Source organism: Candidatus Pelagibacter sp. (assembly GCF_052049675.1).
In the GTDB taxonomy this organism is placed as follows: Bacteria; Pseudomonadota; Alphaproteobacteria; order Pelagibacterales; family Pelagibacteraceae; genus Pelagibacter.
Genome location: NZ_JBNGZM010000001.1, coordinates 56,591 through 79,235, shown reverse-complemented (window position 1 = coordinate 79,235; position 22,645 = coordinate 56,591). Strand labels below are relative to the sequence as shown.

General features: G+C 30.0%; 21 protein-coding genes and 1 riboswitch. Of the genes, 7 read left to right on the top strand and 14 right to left on the bottom strand.

Annotated features, from left to right (window positions below; all coding sequences use genetic code 11):
• Positions 1-19 precede the first annotated feature (19 nt).
• Positions 20-1,264: a molybdopterin molybdotransferase MoeA gene (locus ACTT9L_RS00405; RefSeq protein ID WP_440927409.1), complete on the bottom strand. Its 1,245-nt coding sequence runs from the start codon at positions 1,262-1,264 to the stop codon at positions 20-22.
• Positions 1,257-1,865, bottom strand: a complete 609-nt coding sequence (gene mobA / locus ACTT9L_RS00400) for a molybdenum cofactor guanylyltransferase (RefSeq protein ID WP_440927408.1) — start codon at positions 1,863-1,865, stop codon at positions 1,257-1,259. The genes ACTT9L_RS00405 and mobA overlap by 8 nt, the downstream gene beginning before the upstream one ends.
• 42 nt (positions 1,866-1,907) lie before the next feature.
• Between mobA and ACTT9L_RS00395 the strand changes: the two genes are divergently transcribed.
• Genes ACTT9L_RS00395 through ACTT9L_RS00370 form a run of 6 tightly spaced genes read left to right on the top strand, consistent with a single transcriptional unit; the run spans position 1,908 to position 9,520 of the window.
• Complete coding sequence (locus ACTT9L_RS00395) at positions 1,908-2,306, top strand: iron-sulfur cluster assembly scaffold protein (RefSeq protein WP_440927407.1); 399 nt, start codon at positions 1,908-1,910, stop codon at positions 2,304-2,306.
• Positions 2,307-2,783: an HPP family protein gene (locus ACTT9L_RS00390; protein WP_440927406.1), complete on the top strand. Its 477-nt coding sequence runs from the start codon at positions 2,307-2,309 to the stop codon at positions 2,781-2,783.
• Between the two features lie 4 nt (positions 2,784-2,787).
• Positions 2,788-3,627 (top strand): formate dehydrogenase accessory sulfurtransferase FdhD, encoded by an 840-nt coding sequence (fdhD, locus tag ACTT9L_RS00385; RefSeq protein WP_440927405.1) that lies wholly within the window; start codon positions 2,788-2,790, stop codon positions 3,625-3,627.
• Between the two features lie 18 nt (positions 3,628-3,645).
• Positions 3,646-5,301 (top strand): NADH-ubiquinone oxidoreductase-F iron-sulfur binding region domain-containing protein, encoded by a 1,656-nt coding sequence (locus ACTT9L_RS00380; protein ID WP_440927404.1) that lies wholly within the window; start codon positions 3,646-3,648, stop codon positions 5,299-5,301.
• Entirely contained in the window at positions 5,301-8,069 is a 2,769-nt protein-coding gene (fdhF, locus tag ACTT9L_RS00375) for a formate dehydrogenase subunit alpha (protein ID WP_440927403.1), read from the top strand. Before ACTT9L_RS00380 ends, fdhF begins: the two co-directional genes overlap by 1 nt.
• A gap of 5 nt (positions 8,070-8,074) precedes the next feature.
• Positions 8,075-9,520 (top strand): protein adenylyltransferase SelO, encoded by a 1,446-nt coding sequence (locus ACTT9L_RS00370; protein ID WP_440927402.1) that lies wholly within the window; start codon positions 8,075-8,077, stop codon positions 9,518-9,520.
• Positions 9,521-9,522: 2 nt separating this feature from the next.
• Here ACTT9L_RS00370 and ACTT9L_RS00365 read toward each other — a convergent pair whose 3' ends face one another.
• Complete coding sequence (locus ACTT9L_RS00365) at positions 9,523-10,626, bottom strand: NAD(P)/FAD-dependent oxidoreductase (protein WP_440927401.1); 1,104 nt, start codon at positions 10,624-10,626, stop codon at positions 9,523-9,525.
• A gap of 2 nt (positions 10,627-10,628) precedes the next feature.
• On the bottom strand, positions 10,629-11,096 hold the full coding sequence (locus ACTT9L_RS00360; protein ID WP_440927400.1) for a TspO/MBR family protein: 468 nt from the start codon (positions 11,094-11,096) through the stop codon (positions 10,629-10,631).
• Between the two features lie 23 nt (positions 11,097-11,119).
• On the opposite strand from ACTT9L_RS00360, the gene ACTT9L_RS00355 reads away from it, so the two are divergent.
• On the top strand, positions 11,120-11,866 hold the full coding sequence (locus tag ACTT9L_RS00355) for an SDR family NAD(P)-dependent oxidoreductase (RefSeq protein ID WP_440927399.1): 747 nt from the start codon (positions 11,120-11,122) through the stop codon (positions 11,864-11,866).
• On the opposite strand, the gene ACTT9L_RS00350 is transcribed toward ACTT9L_RS00355, so the two are convergent.
• The 10 genes from ACTT9L_RS00350 to ACTT9L_RS00305 form a co-directional block, all read right to left on the bottom strand.
• On the bottom strand, positions 11,863-12,411 hold the full coding sequence (locus tag ACTT9L_RS00350; protein ID WP_440928650.1) for a DUF3833 domain-containing protein: 549 nt from the start codon (positions 12,409-12,411) through the stop codon (positions 11,863-11,865). The genes ACTT9L_RS00355 and ACTT9L_RS00350 overlap by 4 nt on opposite strands.
• Positions 12,412-12,427: 16 nt before the next feature.
• Positions 12,428-13,606, bottom strand: coding sequence for a class I SAM-dependent methyltransferase (locus tag ACTT9L_RS00345; protein ID WP_440927398.1), 1,179 nt, complete (start codon positions 13,604-13,606; stop codon positions 12,428-12,430).
• Positions 13,606-14,370, bottom strand: a complete 765-nt coding sequence (locus ACTT9L_RS00340) for a DUF1365 domain-containing protein (RefSeq protein WP_440927397.1) — start codon at positions 14,368-14,370, stop codon at positions 13,606-13,608. Before ACTT9L_RS00340 ends, ACTT9L_RS00345 begins: the two co-directional genes overlap by 1 nt.
• On the bottom strand, positions 14,363-15,601 hold the full coding sequence (locus tag ACTT9L_RS00335; RefSeq protein ID WP_440927396.1) for an NAD(P)/FAD-dependent oxidoreductase: 1,239 nt from the start codon (positions 15,599-15,601) through the stop codon (positions 14,363-14,365). The genes ACTT9L_RS00340 and ACTT9L_RS00335 overlap by 8 nt, the downstream gene beginning before the upstream one ends.
• Positions 15,602-15,607: 6 nt before the next feature.
• Entirely contained in the window at positions 15,608-18,478 is a 2,871-nt protein-coding gene (gene gcvP, locus ACTT9L_RS00330; RefSeq protein ID WP_440927395.1) for an aminomethyl-transferring glycine dehydrogenase, read from the bottom strand.
• The gene (gene gcvH / locus ACTT9L_RS00325) at positions 18,478-18,858 is read right to left on the bottom strand and encodes a glycine cleavage system protein GcvH (protein WP_440927394.1); all 381 of its coding nucleotides are present in this window, start codon (positions 18,856-18,858) and stop codon (positions 18,478-18,480) included. The genes gcvP and gcvH overlap by 1 nt, the downstream gene beginning before the upstream one ends.
• The gene (gene gcvT / locus ACTT9L_RS00320; protein ID WP_440927393.1) at positions 18,858-19,961 is read right to left on the bottom strand and encodes a glycine cleavage system aminomethyltransferase GcvT; all 1,104 of its coding nucleotides are present in this window, start codon (positions 19,959-19,961) and stop codon (positions 18,858-18,860) included. Before gcvT ends, gcvH begins: the two co-directional genes overlap by 1 nt.
• 77 nt (positions 19,962-20,038) lie before the next feature.
• A riboswitch (glycine riboswitch) is annotated at positions 20,039-20,124 on the bottom strand.
• Between the two features lie 30 nt (positions 20,125-20,154).
• Positions 20,155-21,027 carry a DMT family transporter gene (locus tag ACTT9L_RS00315; protein ID WP_440927392.1) on the bottom strand — a complete coding sequence of 291 codons (873 nt, stop codon included), beginning with the start codon at positions 21,025-21,027 and terminating at the stop codon, positions 20,155-20,157.
• Entirely contained in the window at positions 21,027-21,971 is a 945-nt protein-coding gene (locus tag ACTT9L_RS00310; RefSeq protein ID WP_440927391.1) for a biotin-dependent carboxyltransferase family protein, read from the bottom strand. The genes ACTT9L_RS00315 and ACTT9L_RS00310 overlap by 1 nt, the downstream gene beginning before the upstream one ends.
• Complete coding sequence (locus ACTT9L_RS00305; protein WP_440927390.1) at positions 21,964-22,638, bottom strand: allophanate hydrolase subunit 1; 675 nt, start codon at positions 22,636-22,638, stop codon at positions 21,964-21,966. Before ACTT9L_RS00305 ends, ACTT9L_RS00310 begins: the two co-directional genes overlap by 8 nt.
• Positions 22,639-22,645: the final 7 nt, after the last annotated feature.

The window sequence follows — 22,645 nt, the reverse complement described above, 5'->3', positions numbered from 1 at the left end:
CTACAACAAAAATACGTTTCTAAAATAAATTTTGATTTGAAAGGTTGGGGAAAAAGCAATCAACAATATCTCCTTTTTTAAATTTTGATTTGCCTGCTGGTAACAAAACCCAAATATTCGATTTTACAAATGATTTAATTCTAAAAGACTCTTGTCCTTTTAAAATTTCAACATTTAATTTTCCATTTTTAGTTGTGCTTAATTGACTCTTTACAAATCTTGTAAAATTCTTTTTTTTATTAAAACTATTTATCAAATTTGCTTTAATTGATTTTTCCTCTGATAATCCTAAAATATTTAAAATATAAGGAATTACAAAAAATCTAAAACATGCAGCTGAAGAGATTGGATTTCCAGGGAGTCCAAATATTGCCTTTTCTTTCCCTTTAATTTTTGCAAACATAATTGGTTTTCCAGGTCTTATTGCAACACTTTTAAAGTAGCTTGATAACTTAAATTTTTTAACAACATCAGGTATAAAATCAAACTTACCTGCAGACACTGCGCCTGAAGTAATAATAATATCATCTTCTGATTTGATTAATTTATTTATTTTTTGTTTAAAAATATTTTGATGATTATCTCTCAATATACTCCCACTTTTAAAATTAAATAAAAAATTTTGATTTAGGTTTTTTATATAGTGTGTGTTGGAATTTCTTACCATCCAATTTGGAATATTATCTTTGTCTGATATTTCGTTTCCTGTTGAAAAAAATAATATGTTTATTCTTTTTTTTACTTTAATTTGTTTAATTCCTAAACTTTTAAAAGCTAAAATATGGTTTGGTTGAATAATTGTATTTTTTTTTATTACAACCTCCCCTTTTCTATAATCTGAACCTGCAAACCTAACATGATCAAATCTTTTTATTTTTTGGTCAATTAAAATATATTTTTTATTAGGCACAAAAATTATTTGTTCTATGGGAATAATTGTGTCAAAACCCTTTGGAATAATTCCTCCAGTCATTATTTCTGCAGTATAAAATTTTTTTATTTTTTTTTTAAATGGTTTCATTCCTGCTGCAATTGAGCCAATAATTTTAAATTTTTTTGGAAATTTTTTTTTTAATCCATTAGTATCTTTTGAATTAATTGCGTAACCATCAAATGCAGCATTATTCCCTGCAGGATAATCTATATTAGAATAAATATTGGTAGAAACTACTCTATTTAGAGAATTTATACTCTTTATAGTTTCCTCTTTAATTTTAATTTTTGCTTTTTTTAAAATTGTCTTAGATTTTTCGTAACTAATCATTTTTGAGTATTTGTTCAGCTTTTTTTAAATCTTCTTTTGTATTTATATTAAAGAAAGGATCATTATTTGAAAACTCCATATTAATTATTTTTACCCCAGTATTATTAGCCCACAACTCTACTTTTCTTTCTCCATTGTTTAAATCCTTCTCTAACTTATCTAGTAAATTAATAGACCATAAGCCAAATATATTATGTCGTGTGTTATTTGACTTAATAAAAAATAAATCACTTTCATTAAAATTTATATTTTGAATAAAATCTTTAAGTATTTGTCTTTTAAAAAAAGGTGTATCAACAGGGAAAGTTGCTATCCATTTGTAGTCTTTTTGGTTTTCTTTTATCCATTTCATAGCTGATAAAACTCCACCTAACGGACCAAGACCTTTTTCAAAATCTTCAATTATTGAAATTTTTTCTGAGTTATGAAAACTAATTTTATTATTTGATACTATTAAGAGTTCCTTGAATTCATCAATAATTTCAGTCAACATGTGATCAATTAACAATTTACCAGCTAACTTTACTTGGGATTTATCTTCTCCAAATCTTTGTGACTTACCGCCTGCTAGCACAGTGCCTAAAATATTGTTATGATCCATCTATAAAATATAAAACATTCAAAGTTGAATTAAAGAAATTAAATGGATTTAAGAATTTTAGAAATAGCAGCCCATACTGAAAACAATAAAGTTGTTGAAAACTATACTCATAAGTCAAAACACAAAAATCCATTATGTGGTGATGAGATGGAAATAAGCTTAATTGTCAAAGAAGATGTTGTAAAAGATATGGGTTATCAGTGTAAATCATGTGTTTATTGTCAGGCATCAGTCAGTCTACTGTCCAGAAAAATTAAGGAAAAAAAAGTTGATGATATTAAAAAATTTATAAAAATTGGTGAGCAACTTTTTGAGGACGCAAAAGTAAGTATGGAAAAACATTGGAAAGACTTTAAAGAAATTTTAGATAAAAAAAATCTTTCAAGGAAAGAATGTTTGCTTTTACCTTTAAGAACTATTGCTAAAGCGTTAAAAATTTAAATGATCAAAATTACAAAACCTTTATTGCAAAAAGCATTAATTGCAGGTTTTTTTTCTGCATTTACAATTGGTGTGCTAACAGTCCTTACTTATAAAAGTACACTCGGATATTTTATTGCAGCCTCTTTCGGTTCTTCAATGGTTTTACTATTTGGTTTTCCTGAAAGCCCATTTGCACAACCAAAAAATGTTTTTTTTGGACATTTGGTAACTGCTTTAGTAGGAGTAATTTTTGTAAACTATATTCCACTCCCTATTTATATCAATATTGCAATCGCTGTTGGAGCAGGAGTTTTTTTAATGATTTTATTTAATATTGTTCACCCACCTGCTGGTGGAAATCCAATTATAGTTATTATAGGAAGTGCCTCTTATGATTATTTAATTAATCCAATAATTTTTGGTTGTATAATTATATTGTTATTAGCAATTATAATTAACAAATATTTATTAAAAAAAAACTATCCATTAAAATAATTTAATGAATTCTAAATACAAAGTTTTTAAATATTCATCTAATAAGTTTGAGAATATAGATGATTTAGTTTCAATTGAAGAACCATTGGAGATTTCATTAAAATATAATGAGTCTAATAAATGGATTAATCAAAGTTTATCTATAACAATGAGAACTCCAGGTGATGATGAGGATCTCGTAAGAGGATTTTTATATAATGAACAAATTATAAAAAATATTGATGATATTGATTCAATAGAAAGTTATGGAGATAAAGTTGGTCAATACAATATTCAAAATAAAATATTAGCAACTTTAAATAATTCTGAAAATGTGAATATTTCAAAAATAAAAAGAGATTTTTTAATTAATTCATCTTGTGGTGTATGTGGAAAATCTTCACTTGATGCTCTAGAAATAATAAAAAAAAATAAAACAAATCCATTAGAGCCCAAAATCAAAAAAGAGGTAATTGTAAAATCACCAGATACATTGAGAGATGGCCAATCAGAATTTAGTAAAACAGGTGGAATTCATGCTAGTGGTCTTTTTAATAGTAATGGAGAATTGGTTGCTGTCAGAGAGGATGTAGGAAGACATAATGCTCTAGATAAACTTATTGGTTGTGCATTAAAGAGCAACCAAATTGATCCTAAAAACCAATTTATAACATGCTCAGGCAGACTAAATTTTGAATTAGTTCAAAAGGTTTTGATGACGGATATAGGTATAATGATAGGCGTTGGTGCGCCAACTAGTCTTGCTATCGATTTAGCGAATAAATTTGACATTACCCTTGTTGGTTTCGTAAAGAGGGACAGTTTTAATATTTACACAAATAACAAAAAAGTTATTGTGGACTAAACTAATAAAAGGGTATTTGTGTCAAAAAATATAAGTAATTTATCAGGCAGAATAGGCTTAAAAGATAACCTATTTAAGCAAATCTCAGAAAACACCTTAAGCGATAATCCACAAAACATTAAAGATATTGCCAAAAAACATAACCTAGGTGTTTCAACTCTTCATGGTGCAGAATCCTTTTATGAGTTTTTAAGACCTTCTCATAGAGAAAAAAAAGCTTTCGTTTGTAACGGTAGTGCATGCATGTGTGCAGGTACTCAAGACAAATTAAAAGATAAACTCAAGGAAAAACTTGGTGATGACAAAGTTGGAGAAATGTTCTGCTTAGGTCATTGTTATGAAAACCATGCATTTCACTATGATGGGGAAAATTATGCTGGTAAAGATATAGAAAAAATTGATCAGATTTTAAAAGGTGAGGAAATTAAGCAAGAAAAATTTTTCTCAAAAAGTTTTGCTACAACAAGTTTTTTAATGGATGATAAACTTTCTTCTACAGACCAATTCAAAGATCAATTAAGTAAATTTTTAAAATCAGATAAAAAAGAAATAGTAAAATCATTATTAGACTCAAATTTAACAGGAAGAGGTGGTGCAGGTTTTCCAACAGGAATGAAATGGGATTTCTGCAGTAAAGCAAAAGGAGATAAAAAATATGTTATCTGTAATGCAGATGAGGGCGACTCTGGTGCTTTCTCAGATAGATATTTATTAGAAGACCAGCCTTTAAAAGTTATTTTTGGAATGGTAATGTGTGGCTATGTAATTGGGAGTGATGAAGGTGTTTTATATATAAGAGGAGAATATCCAAAATCAATTGAAGCATTAAATGGTAGTATAAACGAACTTAAAAAATTAGGATTATTAGGTGAAAATATTTTAGGAACAGATTTTTCATTCGATTTAGGAATTTGTATTGGTCAAGGTGCGTATATCTGTGGTGAAGAAACAGCTTTGATCGCATCTATTGAAGGAAGAAGAGCAGAAGTTGATGTTAGACCTCCTTTTCCTGTTACAGAAGGATTATATAAAAAACCAACTGTTGTTAACAATGTTGAAACTTTAGCAGCTGCAACTGGAATTTTAATAAATGGTTCTGAAAAGTTTTCATCTATAGGAAATAAAAAATCAGCAGGTACTAAATTAGTTTGTTTGGATAGTTTCTTTAACAACCCAGGTGTTTATGAAATTGATATGGGTACTCCAATGAAAAAAATATTTAATGAAATTGGTGGAGGATATAAAGAACCATTAAAAGCTTTTCAAATTGGTGGGCCACTTGGTGGTGTGGTTCCATTAAGTGAAATAGAAAATCTTAATTTAGATTTTCAGGAGTTTACTGCAAAAGGTTTCATGTTAGGTCATGCTAGTGTGGTGAGTATTCCTAAAGATTTTTCTATGGCAGAATACATTCATCATCTTTTTGAATTTTCTGCTGAAGAATCATGTGGAAAATGTTTTCCTGGAAGACTTGGATCTTACAGAGGTAAAGAAATGTTTGACCAAGCTAAAAAGAAAACTGCCAAAATACCTTTGAAATTGCTTGAAGAATTGCTTGTTACAATGAAAAAAGGTTGTTTATGTGCTTTATGCGGAGCTATACCCACTCCTATTCAGAACATTCTAAAGTACTTTGGGGATGAAATGAAAAATGATATGGTTAAAGATAATTAATGAGTTCAGAGAAAAGAAAAATTGCTTATATTGATGGAAAACCGTATGAAATCGGACCAAATCATTCGTCTATTTTGAAATTTGTAAAAAGCTATGTAGGTGAAAAAAAAGTTCCTACTTTATGTGATGATCCAAATTTAGCACCTTATGGAGCTTGTAGAGTGTGTTCAGTCGAAGTTGCTTTAGAAAAAGACGGTCCTACAAGAGTAGTTGCTTCTTGCCATACTCCAGTTGCTGAAAATCAACACATATTTACTTCAAATGAGTCTTTGAAAGATCTTAGAAAAAATATTGTTGAATTAGTATTAACAGACCATCCAATGGAATGTGACAATTGTGAGGTAAATAATAATTGTGAACTTCAAACTGTTGCTAATGACTTGGGTATTTCTGATCACAGATATAACAGTCCAAAACAACATAAAGGTATTCCTAGAGATACATCTCATGATTACATGAGAATGAATTTAGACAATTGTATCAATTGTGGAAGATGCGTTAGAGCTTGTGACGAAATTCAAGGTTCATTCGTTTTAACAATGAGTGGAAGAGGATTTGAGTCTAGAATAACAACTGATAACGATATGATGTTTGGAGATAGTTCATGTGTTTCTTGTGGTGCTTGTGCTCATACTTGTCCAACAGATGCTATCTCAGATGTTTTTCAATCAAAGTCTGCTGCAGTAGATAAAAAAGTTAGAACAACTTGTTCATACTGCGGTGTTGGTTGTAATTTAGAGGCTTCAATTAAAGATGATAAAGTTGTAGCTATTGATACGCCTAAACAAACAGAAGTTAACGCTGGACATACGTGTATTAAAGGAAGATATGCATTTAGTTTTTATGATCATCCAGACAGATTAAAAACACCTTTAATTAAAAGAAATGGAAAATTTGAAGAAGCTTCGTGGGATGAAGCTTATGATTTTATTAAAAAAGAAATGAACAGAATTACAAAAGATAATGGTCCAGATGCCTTTGCTGGAATTTCTTCTGCAAGATGTACGAATGAAGAAAATTATGTTTTTCAAAAAATGATTAGAGCTGCTGTGGGAACTAACAGTGTAGATTGTTGTGCAAGAATTTGCCATTCACCAACAGCTTGGGGAATGCAACAAACTTTTGGTACTGGAGCAGCAACTAACTCTACAGAAGATATTTATCATGCAGATTTATTTTTGGTAATTGGAGCTAATCCAACAAATGCTCATCCTGTTACAGGTGCAAAAATAAAGCAGCAAGTAATGAAAGGTAAAAAATTAATTGTACTTGATCCAGTTACAACTGAACTAGCTAAACTTGCTGATTATCATATTAAACTAAGACCTGGAACCAACGTTGCAGTTCTAAATATGATGTTGCACTTTATTATTAAATCAAAACTTTATAATGCAGATTTTATTAGAGATAGAACTGAAGGTTTTGATAATTTCTTGAAAGAAATTGAAAGACAAGATGTTGATCATTTAGCAAAAGTAGCTGGTGTAGATAAACAACTAGTTAAAGAAGCAGCAATTGCATATGCTACTGCAAGAAATTCAATGGAGTTCCATGGTTTAGGAGTTACTGAACACGAACAAGGATCTAAAACTGTGATGTTAATTGCAGATCTAGCAATGATTACAGGAAACATTGGACGAAAAGGTGTTGGAGTTAATCCTTTAAGAGGCCAAAATAATGTCCAAGGTGCAGCAGACATGGGATGTCAACCACACCAGGGTGCTGGATATTTTCCTGTAGCTGATGAAAAACATCAAGAATTTTATACTGAAAAATATGGAGTAACACATCCGACTAAACCAGGATTAAAAATTCCTCAAATGTTTGAAGCTGCAATAAACAAGGAATTAAAAGGTTTATGGATCATAGGAGAAGATATTGTTCAAACAGATCCTAATAGCGCACATGTTATTGAAGCTATGAACTCTTTAGAACTTTTAGTTGTACAAGAAATATTTATGAGTGAAACAGCGAAATTAGCAACTGTTGTTCTGCCTGGTACAACTTTCTTAGAAAAAGATGGAACTTTTACAAACACTGAGAGAAGAATTCAAAGAGTGAACAGAGCTGTACCTCCTCTTCCAGGAACTAAACCTGATGGATTAATCGTAACTGAGATGATGCAGAAATTAGGTTTTGACCAGCCAACTTATGATGCAGATCAAGTTCTAGCAGAAATTGCTGATATCGTTCCTTTCTTTAAGGGAGTTACCAGAGAGAGACTTGGAAAATTTGGATTACAATGGCCAGTTCAAGAAGATGGAACTGATACGAAAATTTTACATACAGAAACCTTTAAATTAGGTAAAGGCAGACTTAAAAACTTTGATTGGAAAGAATCATCAGAAATAGAAGCTAATCAAAAAGACTACCCTTTGATTTTAACTACTAGTAGAGTTTTACAACATTACAACGCAGCAACAATGACTAGAAGAACAAAAAATATAAATATTGTTGATGAAGATGTTTTATTAATTCATCCTAAAGATGCTGCTCATAGAGATTTAAATACTGGTGATATTGGAAGACTTTATTCAGGTAGAGGTGAGGTTGCTCTTAAAGTTGAGGTTACAGATAAAGTTAAAGAAGGAATTGTGTTTACTACATTCCATTTCCCGGAACATATGGTTAATATGGTTACAGGTCATGGTAAAGATGAAGAAACAATGTGTGCAGAATACAAAGTATCTTCTGTTGAAGTACAAAAAATCTCTAATCAATTTAAAACAGAAGTTAACCCAAAAGAAAATCAAGCTGAAGTTAGTTAATTAAAATGACCATTGGTTGGCATTTTGATAATACATATTCAAAGTTATCAAATACTTTTAAAGAAAATATAAAACCAACTCCTGTTCATGATCCTGAATTAGTAATTTTAAATGAGGAATTGGCGTCTACTTTAAATTTAGATTTTTCAAAAACAGACAAAAAAAAATTAGCTGAAATATTTTCTGGAAACTCTATACCGGAAGAAACTAATACCATTGCGCAAGCATATGCGGGTCATCAATTTGGACACTTTGCTATGTTAGGAGATGGTAGAGCAGTTTTATTGGGTGAGCATTTAGTTAATAATGACAATCGTTTTGATATTCAGTTTAAAGGTTCAGGAAGAACTTCTTTTTCTAGAGGGGGTGATGGAAGAGCTGCACTTGGACCTATGCTTAGAGAATACATTATCAGTGAAGCGATACATTCATTAAATATTCCAACTACTAGAAGCCTTGCTGTAGTCAAAACAGGAGAAAAAGTTGTAAGAGAAAATCTTTTACAGGGCGCTATATTAACAAGAGTTGCATCAAGTCATCTTCGGGTTGGAACATTTCAATATATAGCTGCAACTCAAAACATTGAAAATTTAAATACCTTAGTCGACTACACAATAAACAGACATTATCCAGAAATTAAAACGTCAAATTCAAAAGCATTAGACTTGTTAAATCTTGTAATGGAAAAGCAATGCCAACTAGTAATCAATTGGATGCGCGTTGGATTTATACATGGAGTTATGAATACCGATAATATGACAATTTCTGGTGAAACTATTGATTATGGCCCTTGTGCATTTATGGATCATTATGATCCAAAAACTGTATTTAGCTCAATCGATAAATTTGGCAGATATGCCTTTTCTAATCAACCACCAATTACAAAATGGAATTTAGCAAGATTTGCTGAATGTTTGATCCCTCTAATTGATAAAGATGAGAATAACGCAATTAAATTAGCAACAGATTTAATAGATAATTTCCAAAATATTTATGAAGATAAATGGTTAAATATGATGAGAGATAAGCTTGGTCTATTTGGTGAAGATAAAGATGATAAAAAATTAATTAATGATTTATTTAATTGGATGGAAAAATATAAAGCAGATTACACAAATACTTTTTGTAATCTAATGGATATCAATTCTTATGAAATTTACAAAAATGATGATTTTATCAATTGGAAAAATGAATGGAAAAAAAGATCTGAGTTAAATAATTCAACTAAGGGAAAACAAAGCAAACTTATGAAATCAAATAATCCAATTGTAATTCCTAGAAATCATAAAGTAGAGGAAGCTTTAGCCGAAGCAGATAAAGGAAGTTTAGAAAAAATGAAAAAGTTGTTAGCTATTTTAAAAAATTCTTATGAAAATCAGAATAATATTGAAGAATATAAAGCACCTGCTCCATTAAGTAATGAAAAATATCAAACTTTTTGTGGAACTTAAAATTATAAAACGTAAGGCTCTGGCCTAGCTGATTTACCTAAAACTCTTTCAACTGCAAAATCACTTATGTCAATTGTTTGGTATGATCCAGTTGTAATAAGCTCAGTTAAGGCTCTGCCAATGCCTGGTGCCTGCATTAATCCTCGACCTGTAAATCCAGATGCCATGTAAACATTTTCATATTTTGGATGTTTACCAACTACTGCATTATTATCTAATCTATTACAATCATAGTAACCAGCCCATCCACCAGATAACTTTAATTCTTCAAATACAGGTATTCTCTTAGCTAGAGCTGGCCAAACTAATTCCTCAAAATCATTCCAAGCTGGTTCTAAATCTTCAGCGTCAAATACAGATATAGGTGAGCCTGCTAAATATTCTCCCCCTTCTGGTCTCCAGTAAACACCTGTTGTTAAGTCTCCACTTAGAGGCATCTCTTTTATATATGTTGGGCATTTAACTCTGAAAACTGTATGCTTTTGTGGAACAACTGGAATATCCTCTAATAATTCTTTTGTCCAACAACCAGCAGCTGAAACAATTGTTTTAGCATTAATTTCGGAAATGTTTTTTACCTCACCTTTAATAAATTCAGCTCCAAGCTCTATAGCTTTGCTCTTTAAAGCGCTATGAAACATAAATGGATCAATCCATCCTTCACTTTGGTTATCTGTATAAGTTGCTGTTTCAATTCCCTCACTATTAACATAAGGAAAAACTTTTGATAATTCTGAGCCTTTAATATTTTTTGTTCCTGCATCACAATCTTTATGATTTTCTAATGCTCTATATTGCTCTTCAGCATGTTCAGGTCCAAACATTAAAAGATATCCATTTGTTACCATACTAGCTGTAGGATTAGGATTTTTTTCTGTTTTTAATAATTCTGGTATTTGAAAAATAAATTCTCTAGCAAATTTTCCTAAAAGAATATTTTCTTTTTGGAAAAATTGTCTTCGAAATCCACCTAGGGATAATGGAAATGAAGCTGTTTTATAAGTAGGATCTTTCTCAATAACTTTTACTTTTCTGCCCTCTTTGGATAAAAAATAGGCTGTTGCTGCCCCAATTATTCCACCACCAATTACTACAACATCATCCATATCTAATTTAATATAATTAAGTTTGTGTTCAGAATTAGTGCAAAGCTACACCAAAGTAAATATGGAATCATTAAGTAAGCGCTCAACATCTTGACGCGTTTAAACCTTAAAATTAGGTTAATTATCAATGCTATTAGAATGATTAATATTAATAATGCAATGACCATATTATGAAAAACAAAGAAAACTACACTCCAAGTTGTATTGAAAACTAAATGAATAAAGTAAATATAAACAGTATTCCTATCTTTATTATTTGTGTGCCAATAAAGCCATATAGCGACGGTCATCATTAAATAAAGAGATGTCCAAACAGGACCAAATATCCAATCTGGTGGATTAAATGTCGGTTTATTTAGTAGTGAGTACCAAGGTTCTTTAAATTTAATAGTAGCCAACCCTCCAATCAATGAGGCAGAGAATGTAATAGCAAGAAACGATAGAAATGTTAAAAATTTATTTTTAAGCATGATAAATATATACATAACAAAAAATGAGTAAAAAAACTATTTGGATTACAGGAGCTAGTAGTGGCATTGGGAAAGCAACTGCAATTAAATTTGCTGATGAAGGATGGAAGGTTCTTATTTCAGCTAGAAGAGCTGAATTATTAAATGAACTTTCAAAAAATGAAAATATTTTTTCATATCCTTTAGATGTTACAGATATGGCTCAAACTAAAGAAGTATTTAGTAAAATAATCAATGATCATGAAAATGTTGACCTATGTTTGTTTAGCTCAGGAACTTATGAAAGAAAATCTGAGAAAGAATTAATAGTAGAAAATATCAGACATGTTATGGAGGTAAACTTTATTGGAGTAATTAATTGTGTGAGTGCGGTTGAAAAATATTATAAAACCAAACAAAACGGTCATGTTGCAATTGTTTCATCGCCAGTTGGTTATAGAGGTCTTCCAAAATCATCGGGATATACCCCCTCTAAAGCTGCACTTAATAATTTCACTCAAGGAATTTATTTTGATTTCAAAAAATTTAATATCAAGGTTACACTAATAACTCCTGGATTTATTAAAACAGCTCTGACAGATAAAAATGAGTTTAAAATGCCTTTTTTAAAGTCTACAGAATATGCAGCAGATGAAATTTTTAATGGATTAACTAAGAAAAATAATTTTGAAATAATTTTTCCTAAGCAAATAAAATTAATCTATAAAATAATTCAAATACTGCCAAACAAAATCTATAATTACTTAATTTCTAAGTACGTAAATCGTTAATCCTTTACAAACACAACTGTAAGCTCAGCTACTTTAAAACCAAACTTAGTCATGGTTGCTCTATTTATTGCAACCCTATCGTCTTGCTTAAAAATCCAGTCATCAAAAGTAATTTTTATCTCTTTACCTTTGACTGGGACTAATAAAACATACTCAAATTTAAAGGCTGATCCATAAGAATAACCTTTTGCTTTACCTACAACATCACCTGCTGTTCCTTCATAATTGTGCTCGTCAATTTTGTTTATTGTCCATTCTCGGTCTTGAACTTCACCATCATCCCAATTAAATTTTTCTTTAAGAACTAACTGCTTTCCGTCCCAAGTTCCATTTAAATCTGCAGAAAATTGTCTCGTAACTTTTCCTGACCTATTTTGTAAAACACCCCAAGCCTTAACATTTCCAGACAAATACTCTTCAATAATTAATCTCGGTTCTTTATTTTTAAAATCTTCTGGTTTCATAGCGCTATTATTCGAGCAACTTGTAATTAAGAATAATAAAATTATCAACGAAATTGGCTTAATAATTTTTATATGTCGCATAAATATCTCCATTATTTTATTTATTTTGCATTGAAAACTGAATTAGATCTATATTTTTTGATTTGAATCCTGCCTCACAATAAGAGAGATAGAACTCCCACATTCTTTTAAATGTTAAATCAAAACCCTGATTTTTAATTAAATCCCATCTTTTTAAAAACTCATTTCTCCATATAGATAATGTATTTGCATAATGGTCAGCATAAGAGATATATGAATTTATAGCTAATCCATTATCAGAGACATATCTGTTAATACTATTTTTATTTGGTAAGAAACCCCCAGGGAAAATATATTTTTGGATAAAATCTTGTTTGTTTTTGTATCTATCAAATAACTTATCATCAATAGTAATTGCTTGAATAGCTGCTTTTCCACCATCAGATAAGTTAGTTTTAATGGTTTTAAAATAACCCTCTAAATAATTTTGGCCAACAGCTTCTATCATTTCTATTGAAGCAATTGAGTTATACTTATCATTCAAATCTCTATAATCTTTGATTTCAATATTAACTTTTTCATTTAAACCACATTTAAAAATTCTTTCTTTTGCAAAATCAAATTGTTTTTTAGATATTGTGATACAATCAAGTTTAACGTCATATTTTTTACCTAAGTATTCAGCAAAACCACCCCAACCACATCCTATTTCTAAAACTTTATCTCCATTATTCGGTTTTATTAAATCAATTAATTTTTGATATTTATTATTTTGTGCTTCAGATAAGCTTTTTGTATCATCATTAAAAATAGCACTAGAGTAAGTAAGGGTCTCATCTAACCAAAGAGAAAAAAAATCATTACCTAGATCATAATGTTTAGCAATATTTTCTTTACTTCTACTTTTTGTATTTTTAATTATCTTATTTTTAACAAAGTTAATTATTGAAAAATCAAGAAGACCTGAAAATTTATGAATAATTTCTATATTCCTTGCTGTTAATTCAATTAAATTTGACAAGTTATTAGTTTCAAACTCACCTCTCATATAACTTTCAGCGAAACCAATACTTCCTCCTCTAATTAAATTATAATTAAAACTTGGTTTTTTAATTAATATATTTGCTTGTAATTTATCATTTGGATTTCCGAACTTTAAAGCTTCTCCATCAAATGTTGTAAGTTCGAGATAGCCATAATTGATCTTGCTTAGAAATTTATAAACTAGCTTATCTGCTATATTATTTAATATCATTAATTTTCTACAGAAATATTATTTTTAATTTTTAATTTTTTTTTCACAAATTTAATTCCTTTAATCCATAATTTAAACGCTTCAAAATGTATCGCAGAAATTATTTTAAATGTCATCAAAGGGTGTTTTAGATAGGAATTCATTAAATTTTTATTAGTTAAATCGGATCTTATACCATCTTGAGATGCAAATAGAATTTTTCCCTCCTGGTCGTATTGATCTATTATAACAGACAACTTATCTCCTGGATTTAATATCCTAAAAAAATAATTACAATCCATTTCAATAAATGGAGAAACGTGGAATTTTTTTGAACAATTATTTTGAATTAATTTATTTTCTCCTTCAATTTTAAAAACATAAGTATGTTGTTCACCAAATGTATTTTTAACCTCATATAATATAGAGATTAAATTTTCGTCATCGTCATACACAAAAAAAATGCTTAGTGGATTAAAAACATAACCTAATATTCTTGGATAACATAAGAGTTTTACTTTTATATTATCTGTACTGATGCTATTACTTCTTAAGTTATTTTTTACCCAATCAAGAAGAGATGAACCGTCGCGTTCACCGTGGTCTTTCTCATAGAAACTTATTAAATTAAATTTATTTAAAGAGAAAAAATTAAGGTTATTATTTAGTTCTTTGAGCTCCGATAGATCCAAAAATAATGAAAAAACTTTATATTTGAAGAAATGTTTCTTTGGCTTAAATCTTTTATGGATTACATTTCCATTATATATAGATGAGCTAATCATTAAGGTTTTTTAGCATTTCAATAGATGATTTTATTCCATCTTCATGAAATCCGTAACCAAAATAACTTCCACAAAAAAGTAGATCTTTTTGATTTTGCAATCTAACAAGCTCTGATTGAGCATCTAATGCTTTTTGATCATAATAAGGGTGCGTAAATTTCACTATTTTCAATATTTTTTTCTCATCAATATTAAAGTAAGGATTTAATGTTAAGAAAATATTTTCTTCACACTTTAGATTTTGTAATAAATTTAACCAGTATGTAATTGAATTTTTCTCTAAATTCTTATTATCTATTGATGAATTCCAAGAAGACCAAGCTTTTTTATTTTTTGGCATAGCTCGCTGATCTGTATGTATATAAGCTATATTTTCTTTGTAGCTAAAATTCGAAAGAATATTTTTCTCATCATCAGTTGAATTTTCAATTAAATTTAAAGCTTCATCAGCATGAGTCGCCAAAACTACCTTGTCATAATCGAAAAATTCACTTTCATTACCATAATATAAATCTAATCCTTTAGATTTTCTTTTTATTTTTGTAACTTTATAGTTCTTATAATGTTCGCCACTTATTTGTGAAAGTATTTTACTTACATAAGTTCTGCTCCTATTAGTTACTGTGTACCACTGTGGTCTATTTTTTAATTTAAACAAACCATGATTTTGGAAGAATCTAAGAAAAAAACTAATTGGCATCTTGCTCGCTTCATAAGGAGGCATAGACCAAATTGCAGATACCATTGGTATAATATGATAATCAATAAAAGTTTTGGATAATTTATTTATTTTTAAATATTCGCCTAAGGTGATTTTTTCATTGGCTATTCTGACTTTATCACTTTTTTTATAAAATTTTATTATATCAAAAAACATTTTCAAAAACTTAATATTTAATAAATTTGATTTATTAGAGAAAATTCCACTTAATCCTTTGCCACAATATTCAAAATTTGTATTATCTACTGAAACTGAAAAGGACATATTGCTTTTTTCAATTTGAATATCATTTTCTTTAAAAAAATTAATTAGATTTGGATAAGTTTGAAAATTAAAAACAATAAAACCGATATCAACTGAGACTTTTTTTTCTCCAAAAAACAAATCTATAGTATGAGAATGTCCGCCAAAATGATCTTCTCTTTCAAAAAGATCTACATGATGTTTTTTGGATAAATAAAAAGCAGCACTTAGTCCGGAAATACCTGAACCAACAACGGCAATTTTCATTAATTATTATGCTGCATCTTCTTTAAACTCGTCCATACTTGGACAAGTGCAAAAAATATTTTTATCTCCGTATACATTGTCAACTCTCGCAACTGGAGGCCAAAATTTATTTGCTTTTAAGAATTTTGCTGGGTATGCAGCCTGTTCTCTTGAATATTTATGACTCCATTCATCTGAAGCTAATTCAATATCAGTGTGCGGTGCATTTTTGATTGGATTATCAACTTTGTCAAACTTTCCTGACTTGACCATATCTATTTCCGCTTTAATGCTAATCAATGTATCACAAAATCTATCCAGTTCAGATAAACCCTCACTCTCTGTTGGTTCAATCATCATAGTTCCAGCAACCGGCCATGACATTGTTGGTGCATGAAACCCATAATCGATTAGTCTTTTAGCTATATCTTCCTCTGAAATACCTGTATCGCTTTTAATTGTTCTAATATCAATAATACATTCATGGGCTACGTTGCCATTTGATCCTTTATAAAGAATTGGATAATGGTCTTTTAATCTATTTGCAATGTAATTTGCATTTAAAATTGCAATTTGTGTTGCAAGTTTTACACCCTCTGATCCCATCATCTTAATATACATCCATGAAATAGATAGAATACTTGAACTTCCCCATGGGGCTGCTGAAACGGCACCTATTCCACTTGCAGGTCCACAATCTTTTACAACTGGATGATTAGGCAGATAAACTTGTAAATGTCTTTTACAGGCAATAGGTCCCATTCCAGGTCCACCGCCACCATGCGGAATACAAAATGTTTTATGCAAATTTATATGACAAACATCAGGACCAAAATTTCCTGGTTTTGCAACCCCAACAAGTGCGTTTAGGTTTGCTCCATCCATATAAACTTGACCACCATGTTGATGAATTACTTCACAAATATCTTTAATTTTTTCCTCAAATACACCATGGGTTGATGGGTAAGTTACCATTAATGCACCAAGATTGTCTGAATGCAATTCTGCTTTTTTCTTTAAATCCTCAAAGTCAACATTTCCTTCCTTGTCACAATCAACAACGACAACTTTCATTCCAACCATCTGTGCACTTGCTGGATTAGTTCCATGTGCTGAGCTTGGAATTAAACATATATTTCTATTATCATCCCCTCTATCTAAATGATATTTTCTTATTACCATTAAGCCTGCATACTCACCTTGGGCTCCCGCATTTGGCTGAAGTGAAACACCAGAAAAACCAGTAATAGATCTTAACCAATTTTTAAGATCTGTGAACATTTCTCTATATCCCTCCATCTGTTCGACAGGTACGAATGGGTGGGGCTCAGCCAATTCTCTCCACGAAATAGGTATCATTTCTGCAGTAGCATTTAATTTCATAGTACATGATCCTAGAGCAATCATTGTTCTATTAAGAGCTATATCTTTATCCTCTAACTTTTTAAGATATCTAAGCATTTCTGTCTCTGAATGATATGAGTTAAAAACAGGGTGTTCTAAATATTTTGAAGTTCTTAATAAATTTTTTGGTAGATTTGGTAAACTAACAGTAGGATCCTCATTTTTAATTGACTCTGCAGCATTAAATATTTTTAGTAGTTGATTTACTCTGTAAACATTTTTTCTTTCATCAAAAGAAACAGATAGCATTTCTGAATTTACTTTTCTGATATTAACTTTTTGGTCTAAAGCATTTTTGAAAATCTGATCTGTCTTTTCTTTGGTAATAATAGTTACAGTATCAAAAAAATAATCAGAGTATAATTCATATCCTGATTGTTTTATTTTATCTGCAAAATTTTTTGCTAGTTGAGATACTCTTTCGGAAATACTTTTGATTCCATCTGGGCCATGATAAATAGCGTATGCTGCTGAAACAATCGCTAGTAAGGCTTGAGCGGTACAAATATTACTTGTAGCTTTGTCTCTTCTAATGTGTTGCTCTCTAGTTTGTAATGACAACCTATAAGCCTTGTTTCCATGCCTATCCACTGAGACCCCAACAATTCTACCTGGCATAGATCGTTTGTATTCATCTTTTGTTGCAAAAAAGGCTGCATGAGGTCCTCCATAACCCATTGGAATACCGAATCTTTGGGAGCTACCGACTGCAATATCTGCTCCAAGCTCTCTTGGTGTTTTTAGCATAGAAAGTGCAAGGAGATCACAAACTAAAATTGCTTTTCCATTTTTTTTATGAATTTTACTTATGGCCTCACTAGGATCTTTAATATCACCTAAAGTTCCTGGATATTGTAAAACTCCACAAACAATATCTTCTTTTAGCTGCTCTAGAACTTTATCCTCGTTTCCAACAAGTACTTTAAGACCCATTGGCTCTGCTCTAGTTTGAATAACGTCAATTGTTTGTGGGTGGCAGTTTTCTGAAACAAAAACTAAATTACTATCACTTTTATTAAGTCTATGACTTAAACCCATAGCTTCGGCAGCTGCTGTTCCTTCGTCAAGTAAAGAGGCGTTTGCTATATCCATGCCTGTAAAATCAACAATCATTTGCTGAAAGTTTAATAGCATTTCTAATCTACCTTGTGCTACTTCAGGTTGATAAGGTGTATAAGATGTATACCAACCAGGATTTTCTAATATATTTCTTAATATTACATATGGTGTGTAGGTTCCATAATAACCCATGCCTATAAAATTTGAGTAAATTTGATTTTTTTTTGAAATTGCTTTTAATTTTCTTAAAGCTTCATATTCTGAATTTGGTTCCCCAATATTTAATTCACCTTTAAACTGAATTTTTTCTGGAATAGTACTATTAATAAATTCATCTAACGACTTAAAGTTAAGGTCTTTAAGCATTTTTTCTTGGTCTTTTTTTGATGGACCTATGTGTCTTTTAATAAAATCTTTTTGTGAGTTATGTAACATTAGTTTGATGTCTCCTTTGCAAATTTATCATAATCTTCTTTGTTCATTAAAGTATCTAGCTCAGATGAATCTTTAATTTTCAATTTAAAAAACCACGCACTACCTTCGGGGTCCTCATTAATTTTGGCTGGATCATCTACTATAGATTGATTGGTATCTACCACTTCACCACTAACTGGAGTGTAAACATCACTAGCAGCTTTTGTAGATTCTACTACTCCTGCAGTACCATCTTTTTCAACATTAGATCCTTTTTCAGGAAGTTCTGCAAAAACTATATCTCCAAGCATTTCTGTTGCATGTTTAGTAATTCCTATTGTGGCCACATCTCCCTCCAAAGTAATCCATTCATGTTCTTTAGAAAATTTTACGTCACTCATTAATTTACTCCTTTCACATAATTTTTCTTATAAAATGGTAATGCGCAAACATTTGCTGGATGTTTTTTCCCTCTTACCTCAAGCAAAATTTTAGTATCAACTTTTGAAAACTCTTTATCAACATAACCCATCGCTATAGGACCGTTTACACTTGGTCCAAACGTTCCACTAGTTATCTCACCAATATGTTTATCTTTATCATTAAATATTTTGGTTTTTTCTCTCGCAATCAGTCTACCTTCAGGCTTAATCCCTACTCTTATTTGACTTGCTCCATCTTGCATTTGGTTCATAATTTTTTTCGATCCAATAAAACCTCCATTTGATAATCTAGATTTTGAAATTGCCCATCTAAGGTTTGCCTCAATTGGAGTTTTATTAATATCTAATTCATGACCATATAAACATAATCCAGCTTCTAATCTCAAGGTATCTCTTGCCCCAAGTCCTATAAGTTGTGCTCCCTTTTTTATTAAATTTTCAACGAATTTTTCAGCTTTATTGTTAGAAATCGAAATTTCAAATCCATCTTCCCCTGTATAACCTGATCTTGTGACAAATAATTTTTGATTATCAGAATCAAACCAATTTCCTGTCATAAAATTTAGTTGATCAACCCCATTTATAATTGAGTTTAAAATTTCAACAGATTTAGGTCCTTGAATTGCTATTAAAGATCTATTGTTATCTAAATTCATTTTAAATTTTGAACCTAGCAAATTAGATAAAATCTCAAAATCTTTATCTTTGCATGCAGCATTTAAGATGATTAAATATCCTTCCTCTATTTTAGTGATAATTAAATCATCATAAATTCCAGCATCTTCATTCATTAGAAAACTATACTTAGAGCAGTTTTGTTTTAGATTTTTTAAATCTAATGGAAAAATCTTTTCTAATTCTTCTGTTAAACTTTCATCACCATATATAAATAATTGACCCATATGAGATACATCAAATATTCCAGAACTCGATCTTGTGAATTTATGTTCCTCAATAATACCTTTGCTATACTGAATGGGCATTTCATAACCAGCGAATTCAACAAACTTAGCGTTGTTACTTTGATGAAGTTTATTTAGCGGTGTTTTTTTTATTTCCATATTAACTCTTCTGTGCCCCCTCTGTCTTGGTGCCTGAGAGATTTGCTCCTTCGGCGAGAATAATTCTCTTTCCAGAGTTAATATGTACGGTCCTTTTGCCTGAGAGTTTCCGGGGTGGTTGCTCCTTCGGCGCTACAAAAGTAGTCTCTCCCGTATATAAATTTATAGCACATTTAAAATTTTTATGTGAAATTTATTTAGCTACCTTTTTGACAAGTAATGGAGACAAAAACTGTATAATCACTGCTGTTATAACCACAGCTCCCCCAAAAAGTAATGTAAGTGGTGGGTTTTCGTTTGCAAACATCCATGCCCACATGGGTCCTAAAACAGCTTCAGTTAACATAATTATTCCAACAAATGCTGAGGGAGTTGATCTTGCTCCAATTGTTATGAGTATAAAACCAAGTCCAACTTGAAAAAATCCTGCAATAAAACCTAAAAAAATATCATTTGTTGAAACAATAATACTTGGTGACATAAACAAACCTATTAATGTTGCAAAAATTCCAGCAACGAGTTGTAAAGGTATCATGTCAACTTTTGGATATTTTCTAACAATTAAAATTAAAATCGCAAATGATATTGGCATAATGAATGCAACTAAGTTTCCAGTCATTTGACCTGGTGTTAGTGAACTTCCTAACATTAAAATAATACCAACTACTGCTGTAATAATACAAGTTAATGTAATTTTTGAAATTTTTTCTTTTAAAAATACATAACCAAAAATTGCTAAAAACAAAGCTTGAGTTTGAATTATAAAGTTTGCATTAGCTACTGTTGTTTCATACATGGCAAATACATAGCTAGCAAATCCTATGGATAAAATTATACCTCCAAATAAACCTGGAATTCCAGATTTATAAAGAGCACTGAAAATTTTTCCTTTGTAAGTAAAGATTAAAAAAATTGTAATTACTCCAATAAAGAAAAGTGATCTCCAAAATAATATTTGCCAAAGTGTAGATCCATCAAAAGACTTAACAATTAAACCACCAAAACTTAATGCACAAGCTCCTAAAAAAACTAAAAAAGGACCTGGTATGTTTGATAAAAAATTCATTAAATTTGTGATAGTAAATTTTGAGTTTCCATTTCATATAACTTAAATAAAGTTTCTGCATCAGATAAATTAATCTCTTTAAATTTTATTTTTGAACCAGGAGACATTTGTACTAATCGGTCGTAATCAACACTAGCCACAACTCCAATTTTTGGATAACCACCAATAGTACCATGATCTGAAAGCATTATAATTGGATTTCCATCGGCCGGTACTTGAATTACACCTTTAATCAAACCCTCTGATTTTATGTTGGTATTCACAATATTATCAATTTTAGGTCCCTCTAGTCTCATACCCATTCTGTCTGAAAGTTTCGAAACTGTGAATTCCTTTTCGTAAAATATTTTTTTACCTTCTTCTGAAAAGTAATCAAAATTAGTGCCTTTGATCACCCTTATGTTTTCTATTTTAGTATTAATGTAATTTATTTTTTTAATATCCTTATTTGAATTTATTTTTTTTAAATTAACTTTTTGCCCTACATTTAATTTTTTTCCATCATTGGATCCAATGTTTGCTTTCGTATTTATAGAACAACTATTCCATTGAAGTTTTAAATCGAACTCTCCACCTAATGATAAGTATCCATAAACTGATTTATTTGTAGAAATGATATTGATTTCATCTCCATTTTCAATTTGATAACTTTCGTAACATTTGCCCTCAATTTCAGTATCTTTTTTTTTAATTGAAAAAATTACATCCCCGGTGACAGCAAAATTAATTTTTTCTCCTGAATATTTTATATGAGGACCTTGATATGCAAACTCTATCACTGCAGAGTCTAATTTATTATTAACAAGTTTATTGGCTATAAGATAATTTCTATTATCCATAGCGCCACTAAACGGAATGCCAATATGATAAAGATGATCCCTGCCTTTATCTTGAAAGGTAGTATTAATTCCTGGTCTGATTATATCTAAATAATTGCTACTCATTATAATTTTTGTACTGATCTAAAGTAATTTCCTTAAAAATTACTGTGTCTCCTGGGTTAATTAGATTTGGCTTGTCTTCTTTTGAACTATCAAAGACATCTAAAGGTGTGTTTCCTAAGATATTCCATCCACCTGGACTTTCAAATGTATAAATGTTTGCAAATTGTTCAGTTATTGCAACAGATCCTTTTGGCACTTTTACTCTTGGAGTTTCTAAACGTTGAGCTCGCATATTTTCATCTAAGTCACCAAGAAAAGGCATGCCAGCAATAAACCCCGTCATGTAACAAAAATATTCCTTATTTAAAAAATTCTCTAAAATTTTTTCTCTACTTAATTTTAATATTTCTTCCAATCTTTTAATGTCCAACAAAAAATTTTCATGACAACAGACTGGTATTTTTAATTTTTTTGAATTTATATCTATGGAGTCTTCGGGATTTATATTTTCAACATAATTTTTTACTTCATTAAAATTTGTTTTTTTTAGATCATAAGAAATTATTAATTTATTATAAGAAGGTGTTAAATTATTTATCCCTTCAAATTTTTTCTCTTTAATAGTTTTAAAATATTTTATTACTTGTGAATTAATTAATTTATTTACTTCATTACCAAAATCACAGTACAAAGCTGCGTCACCAAGATTTGATATATTTTTTATCATGTCATGT

Excerpts from the sequence above, each read along its gene's own strand:
- mobA (WP_440927408.1), bottom strand. The coding sequence starts at position 1,865 with ATGGATCATAACAATATTTTAGGCACTGTGCTAGCAGGCGGTAAGTCA.
- ACTT9L_RS00345 (WP_440927398.1), bottom strand. The coding sequence starts at position 13,606 with ATGATATTAAATAATATAGCAGATAAGCTAGTTTATAAATTTCTAAGC.
- ACTT9L_RS00395 (WP_440927407.1), top strand. The coding sequence starts at position 1,908 with ATGGATTTAAGAATTTTAGAAATAGCAGCCCATACTGAAAACAATAAA.
- ACTT9L_RS00390 (WP_440927406.1), top strand. The coding sequence starts at position 2,307 with ATGATCAAAATTACAAAACCTTTATTGCAAAAAGCATTAATTGCAGGT.
- ACTT9L_RS00365 (WP_440927401.1), bottom strand. The coding sequence starts at position 10,626 with ATGGATGATGTTGTAGTAATTGGTGGTGGAATAATTGGGGCAGCAACA.
- fdhF (WP_440927403.1), top strand. The coding sequence starts at position 5,301 with ATGAGTTCAGAGAAAAGAAAAATTGCTTATATTGATGGAAAACCGTAT.
- ACTT9L_RS00335 (WP_440927396.1), bottom strand. The coding sequence starts at position 15,601 with ATGAAAATTGCCGTTGTTGGTTCAGGTATTTCCGGACTAAGTGCTGCT.
- ACTT9L_RS00360 (WP_440927400.1), bottom strand. The coding sequence starts at position 11,096 with ATGCTTAAAAATAAATTTTTAACATTTCTATCGTTTCTTGCTATTACA.
- ACTT9L_RS00370 (WP_440927402.1), top strand. The coding sequence starts at position 8,075 with ATGACCATTGGTTGGCATTTTGATAATACATATTCAAAGTTATCAAAT.
- ACTT9L_RS00405 (WP_440927409.1), bottom strand. The coding sequence starts at position 1,264 with ATGATTAGTTACGAAAAATCTAAGACAATTTTAAAAAAAGCAAAAATT.
- ACTT9L_RS00340 (WP_440927397.1), bottom strand. The coding sequence starts at position 14,370 with ATGATTAGCTCATCTATATATAATGGAAATGTAATCCATAAAAGATTT.
- ACTT9L_RS00350 (WP_440928650.1), bottom strand. The coding sequence starts at position 12,411 with ATGCGACATATAAAAATTATTAAGCCAATTTCGTTGATAATTTTATTA.
- ACTT9L_RS00310 (WP_440927391.1), bottom strand. The coding sequence starts at position 21,971 with ATGAGTAGCAATTATTTAGATATAATCAGACCAGGAATTAATACTACC.
- gcvH (WP_440927394.1), bottom strand. The coding sequence starts at position 18,858 with ATGAGTGACGTAAAATTTTCTAAAGAACATGAATGGATTACTTTGGAG.
- ACTT9L_RS00355 (WP_440927399.1), top strand. The coding sequence starts at position 11,120 with ATGAGTAAAAAAACTATTTGGATTACAGGAGCTAGTAGTGGCATTGGG.
- fdhD (WP_440927405.1), top strand. The coding sequence starts at position 2,788 with ATGAATTCTAAATACAAAGTTTTTAAATATTCATCTAATAAGTTTGAG.
- gcvP (WP_440927395.1), bottom strand. The coding sequence starts at position 18,478 with ATGTTACATAACTCACAAAAAGATTTTATTAAAAGACACATAGGTCCA.
- ACTT9L_RS00315 (WP_440927392.1), bottom strand. The coding sequence starts at position 21,027 with ATGAATTTTTTATCAAACATACCAGGTCCTTTTTTAGTTTTTTTAGGA.
- gcvT (WP_440927393.1), bottom strand. The coding sequence starts at position 19,961 with ATGGAAATAAAAAAAACACCGCTAAATAAACTTCATCAAAGTAACAAC.
- ACTT9L_RS00305 (WP_440927390.1), bottom strand. The coding sequence starts at position 22,638 with ATGATAAAAAATATATCAAATCTTGGTGACGCAGCTTTGTACTGTGAT.